Consider the following 16,240-nt stretch of genomic DNA (forward strand, 5'->3'; position numbering starts at 1 on the left):
AGCCACGCATAAAACCGATGCGTTGATTATCTTGGTATCTGCCAAGGACAAGCCCGCCAAAAGTGTTTTGGCACAACTTATTTCTGAGGCACGCAAAAGCGGCGATTTAGATGAATCGCCCGCCAAACTGTTAGACGTGTGGCGCCCCCAAGGCGTGAGCGCGCCTCGCTTGGTGTTGGTCTCAAGCGGTGACGGCAGCGCCCGCATGGTGCGTCAGGCCGTGTCTGCGGCTGTGGCCACGCTCAAAGCCGTTAACCCAGCGCACATCACGCTGTGTTTGACGCAGGCCAGTGAACATCGGCTGCAAGCCGCCGCTCAAGCCCTGGCCGATACCAGTTATGTCTACACAGCCACCAAGCCATCGGCCAAAGCATCCGGTTTGAAACGTGTCACCTTGGCATTGCCAACGGCGGAGATGACCAAAGCCGCCAAACACGCATTTGACTTCGCCCGTGCCCAAGTGGCGGGGGTGGCTGTGGCCAAAGAGTGGGGCAATCGACCTGCCAACCACGCCACGCCCACGCATTTGGCCGAGGTGGCCAAAGCTTTGGGTAAGAAGGCCGGTATCCACTGCCAAGTGCTGGGACCCAAAGACATTGACAAGCTCGGCATGGGCTCTTTCGCCGCGGTGGCGCGCGGATCGGTGGAGCCTTTGCGCTTCATCGTGTTGCAGTACACGGGTGCTGCCAAAACTGTCGCGCCCACTGTGTTGGTCGGCAAGGGCATTACTTTTGACACGGGCGGTATCTCACTCAAGCCTGGCGCGGCTATGGACGAGATGAAGTTTGACATGTGTGGCGCAGCGAGCGTGTTGGGTACCTTTGAGGCGCTGGCGCAGTTGAAGCCAGCCATCAACGTGGTGGGGCTGATTCCCACTTGCGAAAACATGCCCGACGGCACTGCCTTGAAGCCCGGTGATGTGATCACCAGCATGAGCGGCCAAACCATTGAGGTGCTCAACACCGATGCCGAAGGCCGTCTGATTTTGTGTGACGCCTTGACCTACGCCACACGTTTCAAGCCTCGTGCGGTCATTGACATTGCCACATTGACGGGTGCTTGCGTGATTTCTTTGGGTCATGTGCGCAGTGGTTTGTTCTCGCCCTCAGATGAATTAGCCCATGCCTTGTTGGCTGCTGGCGAGGCTGCGCTGGATCCTTGCTGGCGCTTGCCGCTGGACGATGAGTACGCCGAAGGCCTGAAGTCGAACTTTGCCGATGTGGCCAACGTGGCAGGGCGCGATGGGGGCGCCATCACCGCTGCCAAGTTCTTACAAAGGTTTGCCAAAGACTACCCTTGGGCTCACTTAGACATCGCTGGCTCGGCTTGGAAGAGTGGCGCTGCCAAAGGCGCGACGGGTCGTCCTGTGGGCTTGTTGCTGCACTATTTATTGGGCACGACCTCGGCCAAATGACCGAAATCGCTTTTCACTTCAACGCACCCGACAAACTGCACTACGCCTGCCGTTTGCTGCGCAAGGCCTTGGCCAGCGATGCGCGGGTGGTGGTGACGGGTGATCCCGCCTCGTTGCAAGCATTAGACACCCTGCTGTGGACTTTTTCCCCCTTTGAGTTTGTGGCGCATTGCCGCGCGGGCAGCCCGGCTGAGCAACTCATGGCTTCGCCAGTGGTGTTGGCCGCGCGCATTGATGGCGGGCCTGAGCTGCCCCACCATCAGGTGCTGTTGAATTTGGGGCATGAGGTCGCAGCGGGCTACGAGCGTTTTGAGCGCACCATCGAAGTGGTCACGCTGGATGACGAGGACCGTCTGCACGCGCGCCAACGCTGGAAGCACTATGCCGATCGCGGGTATTCCATCACCCGTCATGATTTAAAGTTGAAGGACACTTCTGCCTGATTTTTTTGTGGCTATCTTTTTTTAACTTCTAGGAGTTTTTGCATGCACCTCTCATTCAAATTGACGGCCGTGGCAACTTTGGTCACCATCAGCAACCTCGCCCTAGCGCAAGAACTTGTGGTGAAGATTGGCCATGTGGGCCCAGTCAGTGGCGCCATCGCGCACTTGGGCAAAGACAACGAATGGGGCGCCCGTTTGGCCATTGAAGAGCTCAACGCCAAAGGCGTCAGCATCAACGGCAAAAAGGTCAAGCTCGAATTGCTCACCGAAGACGACGCGGCTGACCCTAAGCAAGGCACGGCTGCCGCGCAAAAATTGGTTGACGCCAAAGTCAGCGGTGTGATTGGCCACTTGAACTCAGGCACCACCATTCCCGCCTCCAAAATTTACAGCGATGCCGGAATTCCGCAAATTTCGCCTTCATCCACCAACCCCAAGTACACCCGCCAAGGCTACAAAACCGCTTTCCGCGTCGTGGCGGATGACGTGCACTTGGGTGGCACCTTGGGACGCTACGCGGTGAAAGATCTCAAAGGCAAGGCCATTGCAGTGATTGATGACCGCACGGCCTATGGTCAAGGCGTGGCTGAAGAGTTTGAAAAAGCGGTCAAGGCGGCAGGCGGTAATTTGGTAGCGCATGAGTTCACCACCGACAAAGCCACCGACTTCATGCCCATCTTGACCACGCTCAAAGGCAAGAAGCCCGACATCATCTTCTTTGGCGGGATGGATGCGGTGGGCGGCCCGATGATGAAGCAAATGAAATCGCTGGGCATCAAAGCCAAATTCATGGGGGGTGACGGCATTTGAACCAACGAGATGATCAAGCTCGCGGGTGATGCCATGGCCGATGGCCAAGTGGTGTGTGCAGAAGCTGGTGGCGTTGACGGTGCCTTGAAAAAGGGGATGGACGACTTTGGTGTGAAGTTCAAAAAACGCTTCAACGACGACGTGAAGCTGTATGCACCCTATGTGTATGACGCGGTGTTTGTGATGGTGGACGCCATGCAACGCGCCAAGTCCAGCGAGCCCGACAAGTACTTGCCAGAACTGGCCAAGACCAATGGTTTCAAAGGTGTGACTGGCATGATTTCATTCGATGCCAAGGGTGACATCAAGAATGGTGCGCTCACCCTCTACACATTCAAGGCCGGTAAGCGCGATCAAATTGCTGTTGTAAGATAATTATTTTTAATTAATATCAATATTTTTTAAAACCACCTGCGGGTGGTTTTTTTATTTTTTTCTTCGTTTAAATCAATAAAAATCAAGCACTTATGATTTTATTTTTGATTTGATTCTTTTTTATTTGTATTTTGTGTCCACCAAATGAAAGTCTGATGCGTTGATTTCTGACTCAGTTATTTGGAGCCTCAATTGGATAAATCAGTTGTTCAGATCGAATCACCTAATGTTGCCGTCGAGCGTCGTTTCAAAATCGTGTCTAACGAAAACACCGGCATCAAAGCAACCTTTGATCGTCTGCGTGCTCAATTGGCCCAGGAAGCCGAGCAGCGAAGCCGTCCGGCATCGCGTATGTACTCAGGATTTCGCGCTGTCAAAGCGTGAGCCAACGCATTGTTAAAAAAAGGCGTCTTTCAGGCGCCCTTTTTATTTGAATTCTAAATAGCTAAATTTATTCCTAAATCATCGATGAATAAGCCGCACCCGCTTATAGACTGAATGACTTGAATTACAGATAATCCCGCGGTTACACCTTCGCACGGGGTTATTTTGATACCTAATTTCACCAAGTTTTTCTCGACCGATATTGCCATTGATTTAGGCACGGCCAACACCCTGATCTATACAAAAGAACACGGCATCGTTGTCAACGAGCCTTCCGTGGTGGTTATCAAAAAAGACGGCAAGATGTATGGCAAAACCTCCGTTTTGGCAGTGGGCAATGAAGCCAAAGCCATGATGGGTCGGGTGCCAGCGGGGATTGAATGCATTCGGCCCATGAAGGACGGTGTGATTGCCGATTTCACCGTGACCGAAGTCATGCTCAAGCACTTTATCAAGTTGGCGCATCCGAACATGTTGTTCAAACCAAGCCCACGTATTGTGATTTGCGTGCCGTGCGGCTCCACACAGGTTGAGCGGCGCGCAATTCGCGAATCTGCCTTGGGTGCTGGCGCCTCAGAGGTGTACCTGATTGAAGAGCCCATGGCTGCTGCGATTGGCTCGGGCCTGCCCGTGACAGAGCCATGTGGCTCCATGGTGGTGGACATTGGCGGCGGCACCACCGAGGTGGGGATTGTGTCGCTGGGGGGAATGGTTTACAAAAACAGCGCCCGCGTGGGTGGCGACAAGTTTGACGAAGCCATCGTCAATTACATACGCCGCAACTTTGGCATGCTGATTGGCGAGCAAACGGCAGAGCGTATCAAGAAAGAAATTGCCACGGCTTTCCCCACTGGCGAAGTCATGGAGATGGAAATCACGGGGCGCAACCTCAGCCAAGGCATTCCACAAAGCTTCACCATCAGTTCCACCGAAATTTTGGAAGCCTTGACCGACACGCTCAACAACTTGGTGTCCACTGTCAAGATGGCCTTGGAGCGCACACCGCCCGAGTTGAGCTCTGACATTGCTGAGCGCGGCGTCATGTTGACTGGCGGTGGTGCTTTGTTGCGCGATTTGGATCGTTTGATTTCTGAAGAAACCGGCTTGCCTGTGCTGATTGCCGAAGACCCGCTGACCTGTGTGGCACGCGGCTGCGGCATGGCGTTGGATCAGCTGCACAGCGTGAACGGCATCTTTACCCCCGATTGATTGTCGCCAACCGCCTAGGCTGAGGTGCCAGCGACTTTTCTTTAAGCCAGCTCGGCAATCAACTCAATTTCCACACAAGCCCCCAAAGGCAGCTGCGCCACGCCAAATGCGCTGCGCGCGTGTGCGCCCTTGTCGCCAAACACTTGGGCAAACAGCTCACTACAACCGTTGGTGACCAAATGGTGGTCGGTGAAGTCGGAGCTTGAGTTGACCAAGCTCATCACTTTGACGATGCGCTTGACTTGGTTCAAGTCGCCCACGGCAGCTTGCAGCGTGCCCAACAAATCCACAGCCACGGCGCGAGCCGCCAAAGCGCCTTCAGCCGTTTGCATGGTTTTGCCTAATTGGCCTGTCCACACGTTGCCATTAACTTTTGCAATGTGGCCACTCAAAAACACCAAGTTGCCTGTTTGCACAAAAGGCACATAAGCAGCAGCGGGCGCAGCCACGGGGGGGAGGGTGATGTTCAGCGCTTGGAGTTGGTCGTAAACGTTCATATGGATGCCTTGTTTTGAATAGTTTTGAGGTGAAGTTGTGCCGTGCGGCACCGATACCCAAGCAGAAGTCTAGCAAGACACTCAGCATGATGTGTGCGCCCAAGCGATGCGCTGATCAGAGCGCATGTTGACTCAAGTTTTGCGCGGCTGCGTCGATTCCCTCAGCAAGTCAAACTACCTTTGTTGCCCCTCATGTGTTCACGTCATTTTTCTGTTGTGGCTTTCGTGCTTGCCAGCTTGCTGGCTTGGGCTGCGCCTGCTTCGGCCCAGTGGAGCGAGCTGGTGAAGGACGATGACATCACGTATTACTTTGACAAAGAAGCTGTCATGCCCGTGCATGTGTCCCGTTATGCCTGGGTGTTGACTGATTTGCCCAAAGGCGACAAAACGCCCAGTGGGGAAAATTACAAGTCGATGATGTTGCGCGTGCGCATGTACTGCAAGAACGACACGGTGGTGCGCCTGTCGGTGAGTTATTTTGACAAGCAAATGGGCAAGGGAAAAGAAGTGGCCTCAGACGATGTGGCTGAGTTTCGCCCGCGGGAGTACCCGATTCGCCCAAATACCTACATGGCTGCTTTGAAAAAAGAAATATGTGGGCCTCGGGGAGCTGCAGGCTAATCCCTCCAAAGATGGGTGAAGCCTTTGAACTTGTGAGTGGCCATAGCGCCTGAGTTGCATGGTTGGGCCGAACATGCGGCCATGTTTTCTCTCATCACACCGGGGGCGTTGGGCTGGATTGCGGGCACGGCCTTGCAGTTACAGCAGCCTCAGCTTTGGGCTGTTGAAGGCTATTGGGCATTGACTGCTGCTGCGGTCTGTCTGGCGAGTTGGCAGCTGTCGCGCTGTTGGAATCCTGATGGGCTCGCCGATGTTTGGCAAACCGCTGCTTGGTTTGCGCTGTCTTGCAGCCTCGCTTTTGCACTTGCGGGCGCAAGAGGCAGCCACTATTTGCAAACTGCTTTGAACCCTGCGCTTGAAGGCCGCACCCTTCAGGTGGTGGGCATCGTGGCCAATTTGCCGCAGCGGGGCGAGGACAGTGCGCGGTTTCGCTTGGAGGTGGAGTCGGCTCGGGAGCTGGACGGCACGCAGGTGGCGCTGCCACCGCAAGTGCTGCTGGGCTGGTATGGCAACCGGCTCTATGCCCCGGGTGGGCATAGCAGCCCTGAAGGCAGGCTTCGCTCACCCCCAGCTGAGTTGCAGCCAGGTGACCGTTGGCAAATGGCTGTGCGCCTCAAAGCGCCGCATGGCCACATCAATCCGCACGGATTTGACTATGAACTGTGGCTATGGGAGCAGGGCTTGCAGGCCACGGGTTATGTGCGCACCAGTGCCAAAGACGTATCGCCCCAATGGCTGGGGCACACATGGGCGCATCCTGTGGAGCGCTTACGTCAGCGGGTGCGCAGCGCCGTTGATGGGCAAGTGTCCGACCGCGCGGTAGCGGGCATTGTGGCAGCCTTGTTGGTGGGCGACCAAGCGTCGATTGATCGTGCGGATTGGGATGTGTTTCGCGCCACGGGTGTGGCGCATCTCATGGCGATATCAGGACTCCACATCACGGGCCTTGCTTGGCTGGCAGCACTTGGCGTGGGCTGGCTCTGGCGCAGGAGCGATGTGTGGTCGCCTCATCGGCCTTGGAGCTTGTGGCTGCCTGCGCCTGTTGCTGCGAGTGTGTGTGCGGCACTGGTGGCACTTGCGTATGAGGTGTTCACAGGCTGGGGTGTGCCAGCGCAGCGCACGGTGTGGATGTTGGGTGTGGTCACGCTGTTGCGCTGCTACGGCCTTCGCTGGCCCTTGATGCAAGTGTGGTTGACCGTGTGTGCGGTGGTGCTGGTGCTGGACCCTTGGGCGTTGATGCAAGCTGGATTTTGGCTGAGCTTTGTGGCGGTGGGGGTGCTGTTTGCCTCGGGTGTGCAAGAGCCTGCAAGCTCTCTTTGGGCCGCCATGCGACGCATGTGGCGCGAACAATGGCTGATGAGTGTGTGCTTGGCGCCGCTGAGTTTGCTGCTGTTTCACCAAGTGTCTGTGGTTGGTTTGTTTGCCAATTTGCTGGCTGTGCCGTGGGTCACTTTGGTGGTCACCCCGCTGTGTATGTTGGGGCTGTTGTTGCCAATCGCGTGGAGCTTGGCGGGTGAGGCGCTCCACTTGTTGGTGTGGGGGCTGAAAGCCTGTGCGGGATTGTCATGGGCACAATGGTCAGCCCCTGCTGCGCCCTTGTGGGCTGGGGCTGCTGCGTTGGTGGGTATGGGCACATGGGCCATGCGTGTGTCTGTGTGGTTACGTTGTTTTGGCGTCGCTTTGGTGCTGCCCCTGCTCAGCTGGCAAACGCAGCGTCCCGCGCACGGCACGTTTGAACTGGTGGCTGCCGATATGGGCCAAGGCCATGCGGTTTTGCTGCGCACCGCCAACCACAGCCTGCTCTACGACACGGGTCCGCGCTATTCGGCTGAGACCGATGCAGGCCAACGCGTGCTTGTGCCGCTGCTGCGCGCATCGGGTGAACAGCTAGACCGTATCGTTATCAGCCACCAAGACAGCGACCACAGCGGGGGCGCTCCTGCGGTGATGGCCATGCAGCCGCAAGCGGATGTATTGACTTCCATCCCCGCACAACACCCGCTGCAACAACTGCGCAGCATGCAGCGTTGCGAGCGCGGCCAATCGTGGATGTGGGATGGTGTGCGCTTGGAGGTTTTGCACCCGAGTGCGGCTGACTACGAGCGCACACCCAAACCCAATGCGCTGAGTTGCGTGTTGCGCGTCAGCGCTGGCCATGCGTCTGCGCTGTTGGCAGGTGACATCGAAGCTGCGCAAGAACACAGTCTCTTGCAAAGCGGCCAAACACTGCAAGCCGATTGGCTGCTGGTGCCCCATCACGGCAGCGCCACATCATCCACGCAAGCCTTTTTAGAAGCGGTACAGCCCTCGGTTGCGATTGTGCAAGCGGGCTACCGCAATCGCTTTGGTCATCCTAGGCCGGATGTGTTGAGGCGTTACAGCGATTTAGGCGTTCAAGTGATACAGACGCCTCGTTGTGGTGCGTCGACTTGGCGTAGCGAGCAGCCCAAATTCGTGCAATGTGAGCGAACTCAAAACCCACGTTACTGGCAGCACAACTTGTGAAGGCCGTCCCTGGCAGGGAGAAGGTTGGGGCAGTTGCGCAACCCAGGCCTTATCCGCCGCGACGCATCATGTCAAAGAACTCGACGTTGGACTTGGTGGCCTTCATGCTCTTCAACACCATTTCCATGGACTCGATCTCATCCATGTTGTACATAAACTGGCGCAAGATGCGGGTCTTTTGCAAAATCTCTGGGGGCAGCAACAGCTCTTCGCGGCGTGTGCCACTGCGGTTGAGTTGAATGGCGGGGAACACGCGCTTTTCGTACAAGCGGCGGTCAAGGTGAATTTCGCAGTTACCCGTGCCTTTGAATTCCTCAAAAATCACTTCGTCCATGCGGCTACCCGTGTCCACCAGGGCGGTGGCGATGATGGTGAGTGAGCCACCTTCTTCCACTTTTCGGGCGGCACCAAAAAAGCGTTTGGGACGCTGCAAAGCGTTGGAATCCACACCGCCTGACAACACTTTGCCGGATGAAGGCACCACGTTGTTGTAAGCACGGGCGAGGCGGGTGATGGAGTCAAGCAAGATGACCACATCTTTTTTCAGTTCCACCAAACGTTTGGCGCGCTCGATCACCATTTCAGCCACGTGGACGTGACGGGCGGCAGGTTCGTCAAAGGTGGAGGCAATTACTTCGGCTTTGACCGAGCGTTGCATTTCTGTCACTTCTTCGGGACGCTCGTCCACCAGCAACACCATCATGTGGGCGTCAGGATAGTTGGCCGCAATCGCGTGGGCGATGTGCTGCATCATCACCGTCTTGCCGCTCTTGGGTGGCGCCACGACCAAGGCACGTTGGCCTTTGCCGATGGGCGCAATGATGTCGATGATGCGGCCAGTGATGTTTTCTTCGCCCTTGATCTCGCGCTCGAGTTTCATCTGTTCGCGTGGGAACAGAGGGGTCAAGTTCTCAAACATGACCTTGTGTTTGTTGTTCTCAGGCAGGTCGTCGTTGACCTTGTCGAGCTTGGTCAGGGCAAAGTAGCGCTCGCCGTCTTTGGGAATGCGTACTTCGCCTTCAATCATGTCGCCGGTGTGCAGGTTGAAGCGGCGCACCTGGCTGGGGCTGATGTAGATGTCGTCTGTCGAGGCGGTGTAACTGGTGTCAGGACTGCGCAAAAAGCCAAAGCCGTCAGGCAAGATCTCGAGCACGCCATCGGCAAACACTTGTTCGCCAGCGCGTGCACGCTTTTTGATGATGGCAAACATCAGCTCTTGCTTGCGCATGCGGCCTGTGTTTTCGATTTCGAGTTCTTCGGCTTGTTTCAGCACTTCAGACACGTGCAGTGCCTTGAGTTCGTTCAGATGCATCTTGGGACTCCAATGGGGGAGTTCGTTAAAAAAATAGGGGGGAGGTCGCAGCGAGGTGAGAAATACCTCTAGACCGGAATTAAAGCCCTGAAGGGGGATCCAAGCGGCCGGGTAAGGCCCCAAGGGAAATTCAAACCAGATTATGGCAGGAAAAAAGCCTGCAGATCAAAGAATCTGCAGGCTTTTTGGATGGGAAGTGAGTTGGACTTCAGGCCAATTGCTGGTCGATGAAGGCGGTCAATTGGGCTTTGCTCATCGCGCCCACTTTGGTGGCGGCCAGTTGTCCGCTTTTAAACACCATCAGGGTGGGGATGCCACGGATGCCCAATTTGCCTGGGATGTCACGGTTTTCGTCCACATTCATCTTGGCGATTTGCAGCTTGCCTTCATAGGCCGTGGCCACCTCGTCCAAAATAGGTGCAATCATTTTGCAAGGACCGCACCATTCGGCCCAATAGTCCACTAATACGGGTTTGTCGGCTTGGAGCACGTCGGCTTCAAAGCTGCTGTCGGTGATGTGTTTGATCAAATCGCTGGCCATGGTTTTAGTTCCTCTTTTAGTTGGCGATAGAGCTACAGTTGGGGCATTGTGGCAGAAACCAAGTATCCCCATGAAAACTCTCACCATCGATGTTGTGTCAGATGTCGTCTGTCCTTGGTGCTACATCGGCAAACGACGTTTAGAGCGCGCTTTGGCACTTTTAGCAGTTCAGTACCCCGATGTGGACCCTCAAGTGAGGTGGCACACCTTCCAACTCAACCCCGACATCCCTCCCGAAGGTATGTCGCGCGCGGATTATGTATTTGGTAAATTTGGCGCGGGTGGCGTTGCCAAATACGAACACATTGCCTCGGTAGGCAAAGAGGTGGGCATTGTCTTTGCCTTTGACAAAATCATCCGTCAACCCAACACCGTCGTGGCGCACAGCCTGATTGCCGTGTCTGAGCCTGGCTTGGCGCAAGACGCCATGGTGGAGGCTTTGTTCAACGCGTATTTTTTAGAAGGTCGCGATCTGACAGAAGCATCCGTGCTGATGGATATTGCCGTCTCCGCTGGAATGGACCGCAAAGACGCTGAAGCGCATTTGCAAAACTCAGAACTGCACAGCCAAACCATTGACAGTGACAAAGCCGCCCGTGAGATGGGCATCTCTGGCGTGCCGTTTTTCATCTTCAACCGACAAGTGGGACTGTCTGGGGCGCATGAAGGTGAAACTTTGTTGCAAGGCATGGTGGAGGCCATGAGCGCGGCCGCCGAGGACTGACCCTTTTTTCGGAGCTCACAAATGTCTGATTCCTCATCTAATATGGTTCGCGCCTTGGTCTTGCGTGAGCTTGAAGCCGGCAAGCGTGACGATGGTTTGTGGTTGCAAGCCATGTCTGAAGCCAAGATGGACAAGGTCAAAGCGCAAGTGTTGTATGTGGCGCTGCGCACGCAAGCTTTGCAAGGCGATGTGAAGAACTTGTTGATCAAGCAAATTCGCGGCGCTGTGGCCAAAGACAGCGGCATTGCTGGGGTGCATCTCAACAATGCAGGCTTGGCTGATTACTTAAAAGCCAAAACTACTTCTTCAAAGCATAGGTAGGCCGTAAATTAGGCGGCATCAGCAGCACGGGTTGTCGTTTTTTGGGTTTGACCTGTGTTTGTTGGATCGACTCAAACAAAGTGGTTTGTGCTGAAGGCACAGGCAATATGTACGCCTCGTAATTTTTGATGCGCGTGCCTGCAGCCTTGCGCTGTACCAGTTGCGAGGTCATCATGTGCACATACGCATCTTTGGCGGTGTCGGACATGGCATCCCATTCTTCGCGAAATGTTTTGATGTGGGCTCGCAAGAATTGGCTCAACACATGATCCTCAACCTCATGCTGTATGGTTTCAAATGCTTTGGCGATGAAGGGCTCTATGGCATCTGGCTCAAGGGGCGTTGCAGGCGTCGTCGGCGCGGCTGGGGCTGGGGCTGTTTGCGCTTCGCTAGCAGGCAAGGTTTCAGCGGGCACAGCAATATCCTCTGGCACCGCATGGGTGCTGGTTGGGTCTTGCGTTGCTTGTGATGTTTCTTCAGCCATACCTCGTTATCGGTTTGGGCGGGGCATTTCTTGAGAGGGTCAAGAAAAATAGTGGGAATCGAATGAGCTTCTAAAATTATAAAAACTATTCGATTGTTAGCGTTCCCGCACGACCAGCGCCGTTGTGAGCCTGTACCCAGTGCCATGAATGGTTTTAATTTCAAAGGCTTGTTCTTTAAAATTAAAAAGCTTTGTTCGCAATCGACTAATCAATACTTCCAGACGCACTTTGTCGAAGGCCGACTGACTGGTTTCGCCGCCTAACTTATCGATGAGGTCTTCGTAGGTGCAGTGACTCAATGATTGAGCCAATGTTTTGAGAGCCACAGTCTCTTTAGGCGTCAGACTCAAGACGTCTGACTCCGGTGAAGTCAGGTACATGCTCTTCAAATGCAGCGACCAACACGACGGTTCTTTTTTTGCAGTTGAGCCTGACCTCTCGCTGCGTCGGAGTAAATTACGAATGACAGCCAATATTTCTTCTGGGCGTGTAGGTTTTGTGAGATACACATCCGCACCCGCTTGATAACCCTCGGTGCGATCGCTTCCCATGACGCGTGCCGTCAACATGACGATGCCAATGTTTGGGTAAACATCCCTCAACCACTTGCACAGGCTGATGCCGTCTTCGCTGGGTAAATTCAAGTCGAGCATCACGATATTTGGCGTATACACAGCCAACAAAGAGCGCATATGTTCACCATCGAAAGCGCACCGTGTGGCGTAACCCCCAGACTCGAGGACGAGTGCTAACTCATCGCTCACGCGCAGGTTGTCCTCGACCAATAAAACAGAGGGCAGAGGAGCTGCTTCTTGCAATGGCAGCGCCTCATGAGAAGGAGGGTCTTGTGTATTCATGCGGGTATGGAAAATTCAAAACGAACACAAGAGCCATCTATTCTTAAATGAATATGGCTGCCCAAAGCATGTGCCATGGATTGCGCAAGCCACAACCCAAGCCCTGCGCCAGATTGCTGTTTGGCTGATTCCGATCTGTAGTAGCGTTCAAAAACGCGTATCGCATCAGGCTTTGTCTCGTCTGTGACTTCGTTTGAAACGCTCAAGCAGAGTTCACTCTTGAATGTGTTGTGCTTGTATTCAAGTTTCAACTCGACAAGGCTTTCAGCCACTGAATACTTCAAAGCGTTTGTAAGTAAGTTATTCAATATGGACTTGATGTAGTAAATATCAGAGCGCAACATCAAGTCATCATCAGTGCCGCGCACGATGGAATAAATTCGCTCACTTGGGTGCGACGCTTTGACAATGCACACCAAATCACCTAAAGGGAATTTTTCAATGACCAGTGGGATGTAGCCCTGCTCGTATTTGTCTATTTCAGCGCAGCGCTCAATGATGGTGTCGATTTCTTGGAGCGAGTGACCTATGGAGTTCACTCTGTGGATGGAGGGATCTTCTTCATGGAGGCGGTCGCGAATGCTGCCAAGTGCCATTTGGCTGGCCATGAGCGGATTTTTTAGTTCGTGCGTCAGCATGGCTGTGAATTTCTTTTGCAAATCTAATCTTGAGGATTCGCTCTCTAAATTGGTTTTGGTCTGGTTGAGTTCTGATTTAAGTGATGAAATTCTTTCGCTTCTGAGCTTTTCAAAAGACCACGCAGCGAGGGACAACAGCATCAAAGACAGCAAGGGTCGCAGCAGAAATAATAAATCTGCTTGGTTTAAATCATCGCCTTTGAATGCATCAATGATTGGTTTGTAAAAATTTCCAGCACTTGGAAGTGGAAGTATTGCAATGACGACTAAAAAAAAGAAGATCAATTTTTCAGATTTTTTTTCAAGGAGGTGCCGCGATTGAATGGCTTGTAAAACTAACAAGACCACGCATATCCAAGCACTGTTAATTCTTGCAATTTCTAGCGCTGTAATTGCTTTATTTGCGTCAAAGAATGAGCCAATAAAAATCAAACCAAAGATCAAGAAAAATATGGATGAAGCTTTGATCCATCGGCCACCATTGAAAAGATTGTTGGCGAGCATCAGCCAGACTGCAAAGAAACTAAAAATAGATCCCGTCAAGGCTATAGGGAACATTTCTGTTGCATGATCAATACGCCAATCAGAAAACAGACTCAATAATTCTGATGTTGATAAGCAAGCGATGGCTATGCATATAAAAAAGGAAAAAAGCGCCAAGCTAAAGAAATTAAATCCAATGACAAATCGAGCTAGGGTCAGTAGGGCCGCCACTGAAAGAATCGTAACGATGCAGACAATGTATGCCTCTGATCTTCTTTGCAGCAAGTTAATGTTTTCTTTTAGATCAACGATGGGGAGAATTCTGGCATCGAGAGAAGAGATGACACGAACATAAATATCTTGTTCCAATGCCGTTGAGCCAAAAGGAATCGGTGCTGTCAAGTTGCTTAACTTATAGGATTGCATGTCCCATCCGCTGGCATTTTTTGTTGAGGGTAAATAAACTGCGACCTCTGTGACCAAGGCAGGTAGTATTTTTAAATAGAGATCTTGCTCCGTCGAATTCTTGATCTCTGGTGTGAAACGAAGCCAAACAACACTCTGCGAAAAAGGGAACTTTTGCGATGCGTCAAAAGGCATGAAGGTGGACTGGGTCACCTCTTCCAAATTCTTATTTCGCGTGGCATCAACCATCACCTCTAAATTGCCCCATGGCGAATGGGCGCTCTGTGCAGCGTTGGTTTGTACAGGGGCGCACAGCAGCCATGCTGTCGTGACGGCGCTACAGATGATTTTGCTCAAATTCCACTGGTTCATGGTCGGTGATCTTACGTAACTGAATTTCAATTCCTTACATTTATTTGCAAGCTCACCGCTAGACGCGTTGATATAAACGCGGTTAATTTGGACTTTGGTGTGCTCTGTATGACATTTTTTTCGCGCTATTTCATGTGGAAGGTGTTTTACGCTTTTGCTTTTGTCATCGCTGGCTGTTTGCTACCGGTGTCGCAAAGCTTGGCACAAACATCGCCTGATGCTGGTTCTTTGCAACAGCTGATCAATCGAGAAAAACAATTCAACACACCCAAAGATGTATTTGTTCCTGCTGCTCCCAAGCCAATACAGCGAAAGAATCTGGGTGGGCCAAAGCTGACGGTGAAGCAATTTATTTTTGTCGGAAACACAATTTATCCATCAGCAACCATTGCTGCGGTGACAGACAGCTTTCTTCATCGTTCGATTGATTTTTCAGAATTAGAGTTGGCATCGGTTGCTGTCGCAGATTTTTATAGGGCTGCTGGCTATGTCGTCAGAACCAGCCTGCCACCTCAAGATATTCAAAATGGGTTGGTCACCATCGAAATCGTTGAAGCCAATTTTGGAAAAGTGCAAGTCGATGGTGCGGCGTCTAAATTGGTCGATTCAAAACGCATTCTTGAGACGATTGACAACTTCCAAAAGTCCGGTGAAAAACTCAATTCCAAATCGATTGAAAGAGCTTTGGCTTTGGTTTCAGATTTGGCTGGCGTTCAAATACAAGGCCGCTACGCTGAGGGCGGTTTGAATGGTCAAACAGACCTGGTCGTTTCTTTGCAAGATGCACCGAGGATGAAGGTGGATGTTTCTGCGGATAACTCAGGTGCGAGGTCAACTGGAAAAAATCGCATCGCTGCCAATTGGATGCTCAATAGTCCATGGGGCATAGGGGATCAGATGTCTATCAACCTACTTGCCACCGAGGGCAGTGAGTACATCCGACTTGCACAAGCTGCGCCAGTCGGTTATTCAGGTTGGCGTGTGGGTCTCAACACATCTCATTTGAAATACAAATTAATTTCTCAGGACTACAACGCCTTACAGGCAAAAGGTACAGCGCAGTCCTATGGTGTTGATGCGCTCTATCCCTTCCTACGAACACGGCAGTCCAACCTAAATGGTCAGTTAGCGGTTGATCGCAAACACTACATCAACCAAACGCAATCAACCACAGCCTCTGATTACCAAAGCCGCTTGGTTAATTTAGGCATCAACGGCAGCTTTGCTGACGCGTTTTTGGGCGGTGGCAAAACCTCGCTGGGTCTGACAACCACCAAAGGCTTCATCGATCTGAGTCAATCAGCAACGCAATCGTCAGATGCCGCCACGACGAAAACTGCGGGCAACTTCAATAAGCTCAAGTATGCGTTTGCAAGAGACCAAGAGCTAGGCCGCGTGTTCTCTCTTTACGCTTCTGTGAACGGTCAAAGTGCAAATAAAAACTTGGATTCTTCAGAGAAGTTTTATCTGGGTGGTATGTACGGTGTTCGTGCCTATCCCACCAGTGAAGCGGGCGGTTCAGAGGGGCAACTTGCCAATCTTGAACTGCGTAGTCGATGGGGTGCGTCCAGCACACTCACTGGTTTTTATGACTATGGCCGTGTGACCATCAACACCCATAACGATTATTCAGGCGCCCCTTCTTTGAATCAATATGCCCTCAAAGGCTACGGCTTGGCTTATGGCTTCATCGCATCTCCCGCCATCAGCCTCAAAGTGACTCTGGCTAGGCGGATTGGAAACAACCCCAACCCCACGCCCTTGGGTCTTGACCAAGATGGCACCTTGGTCAAAACCCGTGTTTGGTTTAACGCAAACGTGGCTTTTTAAGAATCCCATCGCTG

Annotated in this window: 15 protein-coding genes and 1 pseudogene; 10 read left to right on the plus strand and 6 right to left on the minus strand. The window is 52.8% G+C overall.

Features of this window, described 5'->3' with window-relative positions; all coding sequences use genetic code 11:
• From V7Q41_RS02080 to V7Q41_RS02100, 5 genes and pseudogenes are all read left to right on the plus strand, one after another.
• Positions 1-1,414: leucyl aminopeptidase (locus V7Q41_RS02080; RefSeq protein ID WP_442918780.1), on the plus strand; the 1,414-nt coding region annotated here is incomplete at its 5' end.
• Entirely contained in the window at positions 1,411-1,857 is a 447-nt protein-coding gene (locus V7Q41_RS02085) for a DNA polymerase III subunit chi (RefSeq protein WP_333842161.1), read from the plus strand. The genes V7Q41_RS02080 and V7Q41_RS02085, both read left to right, overlap by 4 nt.
• 42 nt (positions 1,858-1,899) lie before the next feature.
• Positions 1,900-3,042 (plus strand): annotated as a pseudogene (locus V7Q41_RS02090) (branched-chain amino acid ABC transporter substrate-binding protein).
• 192 nt (positions 3,043-3,234) lie between these two features.
• The gene (locus tag V7Q41_RS02095; protein WP_333842164.1) at positions 3,235-3,426 is read left to right on the plus strand and encodes a hypothetical protein; all 192 of its coding nucleotides are present in this window, start codon (positions 3,235-3,237) and stop codon (positions 3,424-3,426) included.
• Positions 3,427-3,591: 165 nt separating this feature from the next.
• Positions 3,592-4,635, plus strand: a complete 1,044-nt coding sequence (locus V7Q41_RS02100) for a rod shape-determining protein (protein ID WP_333842167.1) — start codon at positions 3,592-3,594, stop codon at positions 4,633-4,635.
• A 41-nt stretch (positions 4,636-4,676) separates the two neighbouring features.
• Here the strand turns inward: V7Q41_RS02100 and V7Q41_RS02105 are convergent, their stop codons facing one another.
• Positions 4,677-5,132, minus strand: a complete 456-nt coding sequence (locus V7Q41_RS02105) for a RidA family protein (protein ID WP_333842169.1) — start codon at positions 5,130-5,132, stop codon at positions 4,677-4,679.
• Between the two features lie 216 nt (positions 5,133-5,348).
• On the opposite strand from V7Q41_RS02105, the gene V7Q41_RS02110 reads away from it, so the two are divergent.
• Entirely contained in the window at positions 5,349-5,753 is a 405-nt protein-coding gene (locus V7Q41_RS02110; RefSeq protein WP_333842171.1) for a surface-adhesin E family protein, read from the plus strand.
• Positions 5,754-5,834: 81 nt separating this feature from the next.
• The gene (locus V7Q41_RS02115) at positions 5,835-8,258 is read left to right on the plus strand and encodes a DNA internalization-related competence protein ComEC/Rec2 (RefSeq protein WP_333842174.1); all 2,424 of its coding nucleotides are present in this window, start codon (positions 5,835-5,837) and stop codon (positions 8,256-8,258) included.
• Positions 8,259-8,307: 49 nt separating this feature from the next.
• Here V7Q41_RS02115 and rho read toward each other — a convergent pair whose 3' ends face one another.
• Positions 8,308-9,570, minus strand: a complete 1,263-nt coding sequence (rho, locus tag V7Q41_RS02120; RefSeq protein ID WP_100134378.1) for a transcription termination factor Rho — start codon at positions 9,568-9,570, stop codon at positions 8,308-8,310.
• 208 nt (positions 9,571-9,778) lie between these two features.
• Positions 9,779-10,111 (minus strand): thioredoxin TrxA, encoded by a 333-nt coding sequence (trxA, locus tag V7Q41_RS02125; RefSeq protein WP_333842178.1) that lies wholly within the window; start codon positions 10,109-10,111, stop codon positions 9,779-9,781.
• Positions 10,112-10,181: 70 nt separating this feature from the next.
• On the opposite strand from trxA, the gene V7Q41_RS02130 reads away from it, so the two are divergent.
• Together V7Q41_RS02130 and V7Q41_RS02135 are read left to right on the plus strand one after the other, a co-directional pair.
• Positions 10,182-10,835: a DsbA family oxidoreductase gene (locus V7Q41_RS02130; RefSeq protein WP_333842180.1), complete on the plus strand. Its 654-nt coding sequence runs from the start codon at positions 10,182-10,184 to the stop codon at positions 10,833-10,835.
• Between the two features lie 21 nt (positions 10,836-10,856).
• Positions 10,857-11,156, plus strand: coding sequence for a hypothetical protein (locus V7Q41_RS02135; RefSeq protein ID WP_333842182.1), 300 nt, complete (start codon positions 10,857-10,859; stop codon positions 11,154-11,156).
• On the opposite strand, the gene V7Q41_RS02140 is transcribed toward V7Q41_RS02135, so the two are convergent.
• From V7Q41_RS02140 to V7Q41_RS02150, 3 genes are all read right to left on the minus strand, one after another.
• A complete protein-coding gene (locus tag V7Q41_RS02140; RefSeq protein WP_333842185.1) occupies positions 11,134-11,640 on the minus strand; it encodes a hypothetical protein in 507 nt (168 codons plus the stop codon). The genes V7Q41_RS02135 and V7Q41_RS02140 overlap by 23 nt on opposite strands.
• A gap of 96 nt (positions 11,641-11,736) precedes the next feature.
• The gene (locus V7Q41_RS02145; RefSeq protein WP_333842187.1) at positions 11,737-12,498 is read right to left on the minus strand and encodes a response regulator transcription factor; all 762 of its coding nucleotides are present in this window, start codon (positions 12,496-12,498) and stop codon (positions 11,737-11,739) included.
• Positions 12,495-14,396, minus strand: a complete 1,902-nt coding sequence (locus V7Q41_RS02150; RefSeq protein ID WP_333842189.1) for a sensor histidine kinase — start codon at positions 14,394-14,396, stop codon at positions 12,495-12,497. Before V7Q41_RS02150 ends, V7Q41_RS02145 begins: the two co-directional genes overlap by 4 nt.
• A gap of 108 nt (positions 14,397-14,504) precedes the next feature.
• Here V7Q41_RS02150 and V7Q41_RS02155 point away from each other — a divergent pair, with 108 nt between their 5' ends.
• Positions 14,505-16,226, plus strand: a complete 1,722-nt coding sequence (locus V7Q41_RS02155; RefSeq protein ID WP_333842191.1) for a ShlB/FhaC/HecB family hemolysin secretion/activation protein — start codon at positions 14,505-14,507, stop codon at positions 16,224-16,226.
• The last annotated feature ends 14 nt before the right edge of the window (positions 16,227-16,240 follow it).

This window comes from Limnohabitans sp., assembly GCF_036804465.1.
In the GTDB taxonomy this organism is placed as follows: Bacteria; Pseudomonadota; Gammaproteobacteria; order Burkholderiales; family Burkholderiaceae_C; genus Limnohabitans.

Excerpts from the sequence above, each read along its gene's own strand:
- V7Q41_RS02140 (WP_333842185.1), bottom strand. The coding sequence starts at position 11,640 with ATGGCTGAAGAAACATCACAAGCAACGCAAGACCCAACCAGCACCCAT.
- V7Q41_RS02150 (WP_333842189.1), bottom strand. The coding sequence starts at position 14,396 with ATGAACCAGTGGAATTTGAGCAAAATCATCTGTAGCGCCGTCACGACA.
- trxA (WP_333842178.1), bottom strand. The coding sequence starts at position 10,111 with ATGGCCAGCGATTTGATCAAACACATCACCGACAGCAGCTTTGAAGCC.
- V7Q41_RS02085 (WP_333842161.1), top strand. The coding sequence starts at position 1,411 with ATGACCGAAATCGCTTTTCACTTCAACGCACCCGACAAACTGCACTAC.
- V7Q41_RS02105 (WP_333842169.1), bottom strand. The coding sequence starts at position 5,132 with ATGAACGTTTACGACCAACTCCAAGCGCTGAACATCACCCTCCCCCCC.
- V7Q41_RS02130 (WP_333842180.1), top strand. The coding sequence starts at position 10,182 with ATGAAAACTCTCACCATCGATGTTGTGTCAGATGTCGTCTGTCCTTGG.
- rho (WP_100134378.1), bottom strand. The coding sequence starts at position 9,570 with ATGCATCTGAACGAACTCAAGGCACTGCACGTGTCTGAAGTGCTGAAA.
- V7Q41_RS02115 (WP_333842174.1), top strand. The coding sequence starts at position 5,835 with ATGTTTTCTCTCATCACACCGGGGGCGTTGGGCTGGATTGCGGGCACG.
- V7Q41_RS02135 (WP_333842182.1), top strand. The coding sequence starts at position 10,857 with ATGTCTGATTCCTCATCTAATATGGTTCGCGCCTTGGTCTTGCGTGAG.
- V7Q41_RS02145 (WP_333842187.1), bottom strand. The coding sequence starts at position 12,498 with ATGAATACACAAGACCCTCCTTCTCATGAGGCGCTGCCATTGCAAGAA.
- V7Q41_RS02155 (WP_333842191.1), top strand. The coding sequence starts at position 14,505 with ATGACATTTTTTTCGCGCTATTTCATGTGGAAGGTGTTTTACGCTTTT.